Genomic DNA, 13,608 nt, shown 5'->3' on the forward strand with positions numbered 1-13,608 from the left:
CTTAAAACTATTTATTTTTTATTCTTCACCCTGCAGATTACTCAGTTTGGCTGCCTGGTCTGCTGCAATCAGACTGTCGATGATTTCTTCAAGGTCTCCATTCATAATAGAATCTAAACGGTGTAAAGTCAACTTAATTCTGTGGTCTGTTACTCGTCCCTGTGGGAAATTATAAGTTCTGATTTTCTCTGAACGATCTCCTGTACCAACCTGACTTCTTCTTGCTTCTGCCTCTTCATCATGTCTCTTTTCCAGTTCCATCTCATACAGACGGGAACGAAGAATTTTCAATGCTTTATCTTTATTCTTTAACTGTGATTTTTCATCCTGACAGGAAATAACAATTCCCGTCGGGATATGAGTCAGACGTACTGCAGAGTCTGTTGTGTTGACACACTGTCCACCATTTCCTGAGGCACGGAATACATCGAATTTACAGTCATTCATATCCAGATGGAAATCGATTTCTTCTGCTTCCGGCATAATTGCAACCGTAATGGTTGAAGTATGGATACGTCCGCCACTTTCTGTCTCCGGCACACGCTGTACACGATGTACACCACTTTCGTATTTTAATTTGGAATAAGCACCGCGTCCGGTAATCATAAAGGTAACTTCCTTGAATCCGCCAATTCCGTTTTCATTTAAGCTGAGCATTTCTGTTTTCCAGTTTTGAGACTCTGCAAATTTTACATACATACGATAGATTTCAGAAGCAAACAACGCAGCTTCATCTCCACCTGCACCTGCACGAATTTCAACAATTACGTTTTTATCATCATTCGGGTCTTTCGGAAGTAATAAGATTTTTAATTCATGCTCTAACTCTTCGATTCGTTTCTTTGCATCAGAAAGTTCTTCTTTGAGCATTTCTTTCATCTCTTCATCTGTTTCTTCCTCTAACATCATCAGGCTGTCTTCTACGGTCTGCTTACAGTTTTTATACTCTGTATAAGCGTCTGCAATCGGCTGTAAGTCACTTTGTTCTTTCATCAGTTTCTGAAATCTTACAGTGTCATTTGCCACTGTCGGTTCATTTAATTCATTTAATACTTCTTCCAGACGAATTAAAATATCATCTAATTTATCAAACATGGGAATCCTCCTGTTTTTTTCTTCCAATTACTACCCTGTCAAGTCCTGCCAGGTCTTTTACTACTTTTATTTCTTCATATTGTTCTTCTTTAAGCATTTGGCTGACTGCTTCTCCCTGATTATATCCAATCTCAAATGCTAAAATTCCTCCGGCATTTAGATAAACTCCGGCCTGCTTTGTAATTTCACGGTAAAAATACAAACCATCTTCCTTACCATCCAGTGCCATTCTCGGTTCATGTTCCCTTACTTCTTCCATCAAGGTTTCAATCACTGCACTCTCAATATAAGGCGGGTTTGACACGATTATATCATACTTTCCATTTATATGGGAAAATAAATTGCTTAAACACCACTCTACTTTTAAATTCAGCAGACTGCCATTTTTTTGTGCAACCTCAAGTGCTTTTTCAGACAAATCTGCTCCAAGTCCCTCTGCGCCTTCTATATTTACAAGCAGACTCAGCAAAATACATCCACTGCCCGTACACATATCCAGGATTTTTGGTGTCTGTATTCTATACTTCTTTACAGCTGACAGCACTTCTTCTATCAACACTTCCGTATCCTGTCTTGGTATCAGCACATTCTCATTGACATAAAAAGGCAGACCGAAAAACCATGCTTCATGCGTAATCTGCTGAACCGGAATATGTTTTGCCCTCTCGGCTAACAGACTGCGGTATGTTTCTGCTTTTTCTTCTTCCACCGTTTCATTTTGTTCCAGAAAAAAGCGGGCACGGTCAATTTGAAATACAAATTCCATTAACAACCATGCATCTATCTCAAAATCCATTATCTTTGCTTTTTGAAGGACTTCTTTTCCCTCCGAAAGCAGAGTTCTATAAGTTATCATTTGCTTCTCCTGCTGTATGTTCTGCCTCTTCTGCTTTTTTTATTTCTCCTTCGGCATTTTCAAAATTCTCTCGCAGATATACTTTCCAGTCAAATACCGCTTCTACTGCCATAATCGCAACTTCTGCCATATCCGGTGTTGGCTCTTTTGTCGTAAGTTTCTGCATACAAAGTCCCGGTTTTGATAACAGCGCAACAACTTTATTTTCACTGTTTCCGGCAAGGCGGATAAATTCATAAGAAACACCCGCAACAACCGGCACAAGCAGAACACGAATCACAACACGCATCCACATTGTTTTGACCGGCACAATCGCAAAAAATCCGATAAAGAAAATAATACTGATAATAATGACAAAGAACAGAAAACTAGTTCCGCATCGTTTATGAAAACGGGAACTCTTCATTACATTTTCAACGGTAAGCGCTTTTCCGCTCTCTACGCAGTTAATACATTTATGTTCTGCTCCATGATACATAAAGACTCTTTGAATGTCCTGCATCTTGGAAATCAGAACCAGATAAGCTAAAAACAATACAATTCGGATAAATGCCTCTGCAACTGTTACTGCGGATTCACCGGCTCCCACTTTTCTTAAAAGACTGGCAATCAAATACGGAAGCACCATAAAAAGTCCAACCGATATCACCACAGAAAAAATCATCGTAATTGTCATTAAGACATTTTCCTGCTTCTTCTGTTTTGCCTCATATTTTGTAAGCTCATCCCCGCTTAATGCCTCTTTTTTTGCTTTTTCCTCTTCTTCCTCTTCAAAGAATGAAGCGGAATACATCAGACATTTTGTACCAATTACAAGGGAATCAATAAAACTAAACACACCTCTTATAATTGGCAGAGAGAGGATTTTTTTATTTTTCATGACGCTTTTGTAGTCTTCTACTTTTACTTCGATTTCTTTATCCGGTTTACGGACTGCAATCGAATAGACGTCTTTATGGCGCATCATAATGCCTTCCATAACTGCCTGTCCACCAATATTTGATGATTTCATATATAAAACTCCTCTGAAACGAAAGAAGAGGCTGAAGTCCGAAAACCCCAGCCTCTCTTATTTGTTTTCTTATTTGTCCATTCCGTATTTTTTATTGAATTTATCAATACGGCCACGAGCCTGTGCAGCTTTCTGCTGTCCTGTATAGAATGGATGACATTTGGAGCAAACTTCAACACGAAGTTCTGGTTTTACAGAACGAGTTGTAAAAGTATTTCCGCAGTTGCATACTACTGTACATTCCTGATAATTTGGATGGATTCCTTCTTTCATGATTTTCACCTCTTCTAAAAAATTTATTATTTATACCTTCCAGCACCTGGTACAAAATACAAAAACAAACAGACCAGGCGCATCCACACAAAGTTTCCATGATAAACAGAATCTTTGATGGAGTATCAATTTTGCGTTTCTAATTCCAAACAGCTTTTAAATTATATCATAGTAATTTTGGAAATGCAAGCCTTAATAGAGAAAACGTTGTTTTTTTACTGTCTGTACAAACTCCTTATTATCTTTTGTATGTGCAAACATATTTAAAATATTTTCAAGTGCTTCATCGGACTTCATTCCATTTAATGCTTTTCGCATAATATCCACTGCTTCAAGCTCTTCTTTGCTTAATAATAAGTCTTCTCTTCTGGTTCCGGATTTTGCAATATCAATTGCAGGGAAAATTCGTTTTTCCTGAAGTTTTCGGTTTAATACCAGCTCCATGTTACCTGTTCCCTTAAATTCTTCGTAAACCACATCATCCATCTTACTTCCGGTATCCACTAAAGCAGTCGCAAGAATGGTCAGACTTCCGCCCTCTCTCATATTTCTCGCTGCTCCAAAGAAACGCTTCGGCATGTGCAGGGCTGCCGGGTCAAGACCACCTGAAAGAGTTCTTCCACTCGGCGGAACGGTAAGGTTATACGCCCTTGCCAGTCTGGTGATACTATCGATGAAAATCGTAACATCTTTTTTATGTTCTACCAGACGTTTTGCACGCTCAATTGTCATTTCAGATACACGTTTATGGTGTTCCGGCAATTCATCAAAGGTCGAATAAATAATTTCCACATTTGAACCTTTAATTGCTTCTTTAATGTCCGTTACTTCCTCCGGGCGCTCATCAATCAATAAAATAATCAGATGCATCTCAGGATTGTTTTTCAAAATTGATTTTGCCACATCTTTTAACAATGTTGTTTTTCCGGCCTTTGGAGGAGATACTATCATCCCTCTTTGCCCTTTTCCAATTGGGCTGACTAAGTCTACCACTCGCATTGCTACGCTTCCACCCGGACGTTCTAAATGCAGACGCTCATTTGGGAAAATCGGTGTCATATCTTCAAAATTATAACGACGCATCTCATTTGGCTTCATTCCATTAATGGATGTCACATAAAGCAGAGCCGAAAATTTTTCATTCTGACTCTTTACTCGGGTATTTCCCTTTAAAATATCTCCTGTCTTTAAATTAAATCTGCGAATCTGAGATGGAGAAACATAGACATCATTCTCACCCGGCAGATAATTATCACTTCGGATAAAACCATATCCGTCTGGAAGTACTTCTAAAATTCCTTTTACACAGATTCCGCTGTCTAATTCAGATTGCTCCATTGGTGGACGATCTGAACGTGGTTCTGGCTTTGTTGCAGGCTGCGTATTTAAAATTTCTTCTTTCTCTACTTTTTTCTCTTTTTCTATTTTTTTATCTTTTTCATCTTCTTGCAACATTCGTTCAATCAGTTCACTTTTTTTCAATGTCGAAATACCCTTCATTCCCCTTGCTTTTGCAAGCTCCTTCAATGTGCCTAATGACAAGGACAAATACTTTTCTCTCATACTATTTATAACCCTCTTTTCAAGTATTGCTATTTTCAGTTTTTATTCTTCTTAAACGATAGGAAATTTGTCAGACTCTGACAAGAACTTGATATTTTCTCTTGTATGTGCTTAATCATATCATAGTTTTTTTCAAAATGCAAAAAAATATTGTGCAAAAAAAGAGAGCCATCCATCTTTTCGGCGTTTTTAGCCGATTTTTAAAGATTTTTGCTCTCTTTTTTGTTTCTTTACGCTTTAATTGCCCAACGCATTTTTGTAGAACGTGCCCTTCCGTTTTGTGCACACTCCTGTGCAGACGGCCGAATCACATCTTTTGCATAATCCAAATAGATGCCGTCTTTGTAGCCTTGCTTCAACGCTTTTTTTACTAACTTGTCCTCTCCAGAATGAAAAGTAAGAATTGCCGCTCTTCCGCCTGGGCGCAATGCATCCGGAAGTTTTTCCATAAATTCATATAACACTTCAAATTCACGATTAACATCAATTCTAAGTGCCTGAAAGGTTCGCTGACAGGTCTTTTTAATGGTCTCTTTCTTTTCTTTTTCCGGAAGAAAATCCAAAGTCTTTCCAATGATTTCCCGCAATTTTGTTGTCGTATCAATCGCATTTCCTTTTCGGATTTCGTCGGTAATCGCTTTTGCCAGTTCTTCACAGTATGGCTCATCCGAATTTTCATAGAGCATACCGGCAAGCTCCTCTTTTGTAATTGTCTTCAAGCGTTCTGCCGCACTGATTCCTGTCTCCTGATTCAGGCGCAAATCCAGAGGTCCATCTACCTTAAAAGAAAAACCACGCTTTGGATTGTCAATCTGCATCGAAGAGACTCCAAGATCAGCAAGCAAAAAGTCAAAGCCTCCAACTTCTTTTGCAATTTCATCAATCGTACAGAAATTCTGAAGCTTAATGGTTAACATATCCTCACCAAATCCCGCTTCTTCTAATCGTTTTTTTGTCTTTGCAGCTTCTTCATGGTCGACATCTGTCGCATAGATATGCCCCTCTCCCTTTAAGCACTCCAGCATTGCTTTGGTATGACCACCATATCCAAGTGTAGCATCAAATCCTGTTTGTCCCGGTTTAATCTCCAAAAAATCAAGGATTTCTTTTACCATAATCGAAATATGCATACCAGCCGGTGTATTTCCTTTTTGGATGACATGTGCAATCGTGTCCTGATATTTTTCAGGCTGTAATTCTTTATATTTTTCCTCAAATTTTTTCGGATATTTTCCTTTATAGCGTACTCTTCTTTTATGTGGCTGTTGTGATTCCTGTGTCATAAAATATATCTATTCCTTTCTTTTTTGATTTTTCTTTTTAAAACAAAAAACCTTGAAGACCTGAATTACTTCAGACCTCCAAGGTCATTTTTTATGCTTTTATCATGTTATTACATGAACAAATTATGCATTTTTTTCAGCGATTGCTGCCTGAGCTGCTGCCAGTCTTGCAATCGGTACACGGAATGGTGAGCAGGAAACATAATCCAGACCAAGTTTGTTGCAGAATTCTACGGAAGATGGGTCTCCACCGTGTTCTCCACAGATACCAACATGAAGGTTTGGATTAACCGGTTTACCAAGTTTGATAGCCATATCCATGAGTTTACCAACGCCTGTCTGATCCAGTTTTGCAAATGGGTCATTTTCAAAGATTTTAGCGTCATAGTAAGCATCTAAGAATTTACCGGCATCATCACGTGAGAAGCCGTAAGTCATCTGTGTTAAGTCGTTTGTACCGAAGCAGAAGAAGTCAGCTTCTTTAGCGATATCATCAGCTGTAAGAGCAGCTCTTGGGATTTCGATCATAGTACCAACTTCATATTCAAGGTCAGAACCTGCAGCTTTGATTTCTGCATCTGCTGTCTCTACTACGAATTTCTTAACATATTTAAGCTCTTTGATATCTCCAACAAGTGGAATCATGATTTCCGGTTTTACATTCCAATCCGGATGAGCTTTTTTCACATTGATTGCTGCACGGATAACAGCGCTTGTCTGCATTTTAGCGATTTCCGGATAAGTTACAGCAAGACGGCATCCACGATGTCCCATCATTGGGTTGAACTCATGCAGAGAATCGATGATTGCTTTAATCTGTTCAACAGTTTTACCCTGAGCATCAGCAAGTTTTTTGATGTCTTCTTCTTCTGTTGGAACGAATTCATGAAGCGGCGGGTCTAAGAAACGGATTGTAACTGGGTTACCTTCCAGTGCTTCATATAATTTTTCGAAGTCACCCTGCTGTTCCGGAAGGATTTTAGCAAGTGCAGCTTCTCTTTCTTCTACTGTTTCAGAACAAATCATTTCACGGAATGCATCAATTCTGTTGCCTTCGAAGAACATATGCTCTGTACGGCAAAGACCAATACCTTCTGCGCCAAGTTCGCGAGCTTTTTTAGCATCTGCAGGAGTATCTGCATTTGTACGAACTTTCATTGTTCTGTATTTATCAGCCCATCCCATGATTCTGCCGAATTCGCCTGCGATTGTTGCATCAACAGTTGCGATTACGCCATCATAGATGTTACCTGTAGAACCATCCAGAGAAATGAAATCTCCTTCATGGTATTCTTTACCAGCTAATGTAAATTTCTTGTTTTCTTCATCCATTGTGATATCGCCACAACCGGATACACAGCAAGTACCCATACCACGGGCAACTACTGCTGCGTGAGATGTCATACCACCACGAACAGTTAAGATACCCTGAGCAGATTTCATACCTGTGATATCTTCCGGTGATGTTTCAAGACGAACAAGAACAACTTTTTCTCCTCTTGCAGCCCAAGCTACAGCGTCATCTGCTGTAAATACAACTTTACCGCAAGCAGCTCCCGGTGATGCACCAAGTGCTTTTGCAACTGGTTCAGCAGCTTTTAATGCAGCAGCATCAAACTGTGGGTGAAGCAGAGTATCTAAGTTACGTGGGTCGATCATAGCTACTGCTTCTTCTTCTGTTCTCATTCCCTCGTCAACAAGGTCACAAGCGATTTTTAAAGCAGCCTGAGCTGTTCTCTTACCATTACGTGTCTGCAGCATGTACAGTTTACCATGTTCTACAGTAAACTCCATATCCTGCATGTCTCTGTAGTGATCTTCCAGAGTTTTGCAAACTTCTTTGAACTGTTTGAATGCTTCTGGGAATTTCTGTTCCATTTCGGAAATGTGCATAGGTGTACGAACACCGGCAACAACGTCTTCACCCTGAGCATTTGTAAGGAATTCACCAAACAGTCCGTTATTTCCTGTAGCCGGGTCACGAGTAAATGCAACACCTGTACCACAGTCATCACCCATGTTACCAAATGCCATCATCTGTACGTTAACAGCTGTTCCCCAGGAATATGGGATATCGTTGTCACGACGATATACATTTGCACGTGGGTTATCCCATGAACGGAATACGGCTTTGATAGCACCCATTAACTGTTCCTTCGGATCAGTTGGGAAGTCAGCGCCGATTTTTTCTTTATATTCAGCTTTAAACTGTTCTGCCAGTTCTTTTAAATCTTCTGCTGTCAGCTCAACGTCCTGTTTTACGCCTCTGTCAGCTTTCATTTTATCGATAAGTTCTTCAAAGTATTTTTTACCTACTTCCATAACTACATCAGAGTACATCTGAATGAATCTTCTGTAGCAGTCCCAAGCCCAACGAGCATTGCCGGATTTTTCAGCTAATACTTCTACTACTTCTTCATTTAAACCAAGGTTCAGGATAGTATCCATCATACCTGGCATAGATGCTCTCGCACCAGAACGAACGGAAACAAGAAGTGGATTTTCTTTATCACCGAATTTTTTACCGGTAATTTCTTCCATCTTTGTGATGGATTCCATAATCTGCTCCATAATTTCGTCATTGATTTTTCTACCATCTTCATAGTACTGTGTACAAGCTTCTGTGGTAATTGTGAAGCCCTGTGGTACCGGAAGACCCAGGTTTGTCATTTCAGCAAGGTTTGCACCTTTTCCACCAAGCAGGTTTCTCATGGTTGCATTACCTTCTGTGAACATATAAACCCATTTTGCCATTTGAACATTCCTCCTAAAAAGTGAGATATACGATGAATCGAATTGCTTCTTTTCACCGCGCCGTGCCAGCCTAAGCTCACACACTAACTATTTTAATCATTTGACGATTATTAGTCAAGTAAAATGGAAAAAAATATTACATTTTATCCCCTTTTATTGCCTTTTTTTAAGCGAAGCACCAGATGTCTTGGCAGACCATTTACCATAATCGGCTGATAGTCGCCCTGAATCAACGGTTTTACATAATCTATGAAGTCTTTTGTCACATAAGTGGCATCACGATTCATCCAATTTCTAGGCACTAATTTTTCCTCATTTGCAATGCGGTGCACGTCATAAATACCGGTTGCACTCATATATGGGTCATCTGAAACACGGTCAATGACTACCATCTTTCCGGTGTCTCCTTCATCGGCTGCTTTTACGGCTGCACCTCCAACCATAAATGCCTCATCAATATCCACTCTGGAGGCCATATGAGACGCACTTCTTTGCAAGGTAGAAAGTTCTACTGCTCTTGTCTTGCATCCACACTCTGCTGCAAGAAAGTTTGCCAGATACGTGGCTGTTCCCTGCAACTGTTTATGACCAAATGCATCGACATAATCACCGGAACTTCCAAGCTCACACACATAACGACCATCTGCAAGCTTGATTCCTTCCGAAACTGCAATTACAACAGAAGTTTGTTTTTCAAGCAGCTCTTTTACTTTTTCCAAAAATTTTTTAATATCAAAAGGTACTTCCGGCAAGTAAATCAAATCCGGTCCGTCACAGTCTTCTGCTTTTGCCAGCGCTGTTGCTCCGGTCAGCCAGCCTGCATTTCTTCCCATGATTTCCATAATGGTAACCATGTTTTTCTTGTAGGTCAGTCCGCTTGCATCACGAATCACTTCTTTTGTGGATGCTCCTATGTATTTTGCGGCACTTCCAAATCCTGGTGTATGGTCTGTCAGTGCAAGGTCATTATCAATCGTTTTTGGAACACCTAAAAATTTCTGGCTCTGTCCGGTCAAAATAGCATAATCCGATAATTTTTTAATCGTATCCATCGAATCGTTGCCTCCGATATAAATAAAAGCATCAATATCGAGTTTATTTAAAATCGAAAAAATTTTTTCATAAATTGCTTTATCTTCATGGATTTCCGGCAGTTTAAAACGGCATGAGCCTAAAAATGCTGACGGAGTTCTCTTTAACAGTTCAATATCCAGTTCTGTATGAATCTGTGTTGATAAATCCACGTATTGTTCATCTAAAAGTCCCTGAATTCCGTGCAGCATGCCATATACTTTGTCAAATCCCCTCTCAATTGCATTTTTATAGACTCCTGCAAGGCTTGAATTGATTACAGATGTAGGACCGCCCGACTGACCTACAATGATATTTCTTTTTTTTGCCATCTTGTTTTCCTCCTCTGGTCAAATTCTGCTGTTGCTGTCTATTATAGCAAATCTTTTTCTTTTTCGCAAGAAATTTATAGGGCTTTTGCACAGTTATTTTGCTAATTTTTGTAGTTTTTTGTAGTTTTTATACAACATTTTCTTGCGTTCAAACCAAAAAGAAACCCTGCTTTAAGCAGAGTTTCTCTTCTTTTTAGATACGCTTAATTAAAATTCAAATTTCTTTTCAAAGTAAGCTTTTAAGTCTTCGATTTTAATTCTTTCCTGTTCCATTGTGTCACGGTCACGTACGGTTACTGCACCATCGTTCTCAGACTCAAAATCATAAGTAACACAGAACGGAGTTCCGATTTCATCCTGGCGACGATAGCGTTTTCCGATGTTTCCTCTGTCATCAAATTCACAGTTGTACTGTTTTGCCAGTCCTTCAAATACTTTTAATGCACCTTCATTTAATTTCTTTGAAAGTGGAAGTACACCGATTTTTACAGGTGCTAATGCCGGATGGAAATGAAGTACGGTACGAACATCATTTTTTTCAGCATCTAATACTTCTTCATCATAAGCACTGCATAAGAATGCAAGCACCATACGGTCTGCCCCCAGTGAAGGTTCAATAACATAAGGGATGTATTTTTCATTTGCCTCATCATCAAAGTAAGTCAAATCCTGTCCTGATACATTCTGATGCTGAGTTAAGTCATAATCTGTTCTGTCAGCAATTCCCCACAGTTCGCCCCATCCGAATGGGAAGAGGAATTCTACGTCTGTCGTTGCTTTACTGTAGAAGCTTAATTCTTCTTTGTCGTGGTCACGATAACGAACTTCTTCGTCTTTTAATCCAAGGCTGTACAGCCAGTCAAGGCAGAACTGTTTCCAGTAAGCAAACCATTCCAGGTCTGTATCTGGTTTACAGAAGAATTCCAGTTCCATCTGCTCAAATTCACGGGTACGGAATGTAAAGTTACCCGGTGTGATTTCGTTACGGAAAGATTTACCAATCTGTCCAATACCAAATGGTAATTTCTTTCTGGAAGTTCTCTGTACATTTTTAAAGTTTACAAAGATACCCTGTGCAGTTTCCGGTCTTAAATACACCGTATTTTTGGCATCTTCTGTTACACCCTGGAAGGTTTTAAACATCAGGTTGAACTGACGGATATCTGTGAAATTATGTTTTCCACAAGTTGGGCATGGAATCTGATGTTCATCAATGAAGGATTTCATCTGTTCCTGAGTCCATGCATCTACACTTCCTTCTAATGCAATTCCATTTTCCTGACAGAAGTCTTCAATGATTTTATCTGCACGGAAACGTTCATGACACTCTTTACAATCCATTAACGGGTCAGAGAATCCACCAAGATGTCCAGATGCAACCCATGTCTGAGGGTTCATTAAAATTGCACAGTCTACGCCAACATTATATGGACTTTCCTGAATGAATTTTTTCCACCATGCTTTTTTTACGTTGTTTTTTAACTCAACCCCGAGATTACCATAATCCCATGTATTAGCAAGGCCACCGTAAATTTCGGAACCCGGATATACAAAACCTCTGGATTTAGCGAGTGCTACGATTTTTTCCATCGTTTTTTCCATTTTACAATACTCTCCTTATCTCTTTTGCTTTTTTAAATCATTTTCATTTAAAATGAAAAACCTGTAAATTGTATTATACCCATAAAAATCCCTGTTGTAAAGCGTGTTCTTTTGCTACCACTCCATAACCCGCAAAACTTCAAGACTCTTAAATTCCCTGTCCACCTGTCCTTTCATGTACTCCTTCATCATTTTGCAAAGGGTCTCCAACACTTCTTCGGTTACTGTAAATGTATATAATTTTTGAAGCTTTGAAGTTACAATATATTGGACGGTATACAAAACCGAAGCATCCATCTTGATGGCATATCCCTTTGTCTTTTTGTGACAGGACTCGCAGACTACCCCTGATTTTGCCGGATAAAACCAGAAAAGCTGTTCCGAATTACAACACTCCTGACAGGAAAAGAAATCCGGACATTCTCCATTAAGCAAAACCGCACGAAGTTCAAATACGCACCGGATAAGCCGATTATCCATTTTTCCTACTGTAAGTGCACGAAGTGTCACATACAAAAGATTTAACATCTCTGTCGCATCCATGTATTCCCGGTAATAATAGGACGCAAGTTCCAGAAAATAAAATCCGTAATAAACCCCCGGTTGTTTTTTTGTAAGTTCAGTAAAATAATTTTTTATCCTTGCTGATTTTAACTGATAGCTGGTTCTTCCCTCATAGATAAAAAACGTTCCAAATACAAAGGGATTTGCAACGGCCAGAAATGCACTGTTTGGCTTTCTGGCTCCTCTTGCAAAAACTGTTATTTTTCCATATTCTCTGGTTAACAGCACCAGTCTCTTATCAAAATCTCCAACCGGCGCTGCCAAAAGCACCATACCGGTTACTTCTCTTGCTTCTGTCATATTTCTTTTTTATCGTATCCAAAATTCTTAATAAGGTAATCACTGTCTCTCCAGTCTTTTTTTACCTTTACCCAGAGTTTCAGATTTACTTTCTGTTCTAACATGCGCTCAATTTCAAAGCGTGCTGCACTGCCGATTTTCTTAAGCATTGCACCCTGTTTTCCAATAATAATTCCTTTGTGAGAATCCCGTTCACAAATAATCGTTGCTTCAATATCCACAATTCTTCCGTCTGGGCGTTCCTTCATTGTATCAATTGTAACTGCAATTCCATGTGGAATTTCTTCATCGAGGGTACGCAGTGCCTTTTCACGAATCAATTCTGCCACAATCTGACGCTGAGGCTGGTCTGTAATCGTATCTTCATCATAAAACTGTGGTCCATAAGGCAAATATTTAAAAATGCAGTCAATTACCGTATCCAGATTCTGGGCGCGCAGTGCAGAAGCCGGAACAATATCTGCAAAATCGATTAATTTTCGATAAGTTTCGATAAAACCTGCCACTTCTTCTTTCTTTACTGTATCTACTTTATTGATGACCAGAATCACCGGCAATTTGCAGTTTTTTAACTGCTCTGCAATGTGACGGTCTCCTGGCCCAACCTGTGTTCCGGGTTCAACCAGCCATAAAATCACATCTGCATCTTTAAACGTACGGCTCGCTACATTTACCATGTACTCGCCTAATTTATTTTTTGCTTTATGAATTCCCGGTGTATCTAAAAATACAATCTGTCCACATTCACAGGTATACACCGTCTGAATTTTATTTCTTGTTGTCTGCGCTTTTCTCGAAGTAATTGCAATCTTCTGACCAATCAGATGATTCATCAATGTCGATTTTCCTACATTCGGACGTCCGATAATTGCGACAAAGCCTGATTTATAATCTTCTCTCATT

11 protein-coding genes are annotated in these 13,608 nt (G+C 39.4%); all 11 read right to left on the bottom strand.

What is annotated here, in order from left to right:
• Nucleotides 1-18: 18 nt before the first annotated feature.
• A complete protein-coding gene (gene prfA / locus ACYQ2D_RS05350; RefSeq protein WP_022302929.1) occupies nucleotides 19-1,095 on the bottom strand; it encodes a peptide chain release factor 1 in 1,077 nt (358 codons plus the stop codon).
• Entirely contained in the window at nucleotides 1,088-1,951 is an 864-nt protein-coding gene (gene prmC / locus ACYQ2D_RS05355) for a peptide chain release factor N(5)-glutamine methyltransferase (protein ID WP_459784829.1), read from the bottom strand. Before prmC ends, prfA begins: the two co-directional genes overlap by 8 nt.
• Complete coding sequence (locus tag ACYQ2D_RS05360; protein WP_459784830.1) at nucleotides 1,938-2,963, bottom strand: DUF1385 domain-containing protein; 1,026 nt, start codon at nucleotides 2,961-2,963, stop codon at nucleotides 1,938-1,940. The genes prmC and ACYQ2D_RS05360 overlap by 14 nt, the downstream gene beginning before the upstream one ends.
• Before the next feature lie 69 nt (nucleotides 2,964-3,032).
• Nucleotides 3,033-3,236, bottom strand: coding sequence for a 50S ribosomal protein L31 (gene rpmE, locus ACYQ2D_RS05365; RefSeq protein WP_022302926.1), 204 nt, complete (start codon nucleotides 3,234-3,236; stop codon nucleotides 3,033-3,035).
• A 192-nt stretch (nucleotides 3,237-3,428) separates the two neighbouring features.
• Nucleotides 3,429-4,799: a transcription termination factor Rho gene (gene rho, locus ACYQ2D_RS05370; protein WP_022302925.1), complete on the bottom strand. Its 1,371-nt coding sequence runs from the start codon at nucleotides 4,797-4,799 to the stop codon at nucleotides 3,429-3,431.
• Between the two features lie 230 nt (nucleotides 4,800-5,029).
• A complete protein-coding gene (rsmH, locus tag ACYQ2D_RS05375) occupies nucleotides 5,030-6,082 on the bottom strand; it encodes a 16S rRNA (cytosine(1402)-N(4))-methyltransferase RsmH (protein WP_022302924.1) in 1,053 nt (350 codons plus the stop codon).
• Nucleotides 6,083-6,205: 123 nt separating this feature from the next.
• Nucleotides 6,206-8,836, bottom strand: coding sequence for a pyruvate, phosphate dikinase (ppdK, locus tag ACYQ2D_RS05380; protein ID WP_187558183.1), 2,631 nt, complete (start codon nucleotides 8,834-8,836; stop codon nucleotides 6,206-6,208).
• A 143-nt stretch (nucleotides 8,837-8,979) separates the two neighbouring features.
• Complete coding sequence (locus ACYQ2D_RS05385; RefSeq protein WP_187558184.1) at nucleotides 8,980-10,239, bottom strand: 6-phosphofructokinase; 1,260 nt, start codon at nucleotides 10,237-10,239, stop codon at nucleotides 8,980-8,982.
• 207 nt (nucleotides 10,240-10,446) lie between these two features.
• Nucleotides 10,447-11,841, bottom strand: a complete 1,395-nt coding sequence (locus tag ACYQ2D_RS05390; RefSeq protein WP_022302921.1) for a glycine--tRNA ligase — start codon at nucleotides 11,839-11,841, stop codon at nucleotides 10,447-10,449.
• Nucleotides 11,842-11,955: 114 nt separating this feature from the next.
• Nucleotides 11,956-12,705: a DNA repair protein RecO gene (gene recO / locus ACYQ2D_RS05395; RefSeq protein WP_187558186.1), complete on the bottom strand. Its 750-nt coding sequence runs from the start codon at nucleotides 12,703-12,705 to the stop codon at nucleotides 11,956-11,958.
• Nucleotides 12,702-13,607 carry a GTPase Era gene (gene era / locus ACYQ2D_RS05400; RefSeq protein WP_459784832.1) on the bottom strand — a complete coding sequence of 302 codons (906 nt, stop codon included), beginning with the start codon at nucleotides 13,605-13,607 and terminating at the stop codon, nucleotides 12,702-12,704. The genes recO and era overlap by 4 nt, the downstream gene beginning before the upstream one ends.
• Nucleotide 13,608 lies beyond the last annotated feature (1 nt).

The sequence above is a fragment of the Blautia stercoris genome (genome assembly GCF_054657695.1).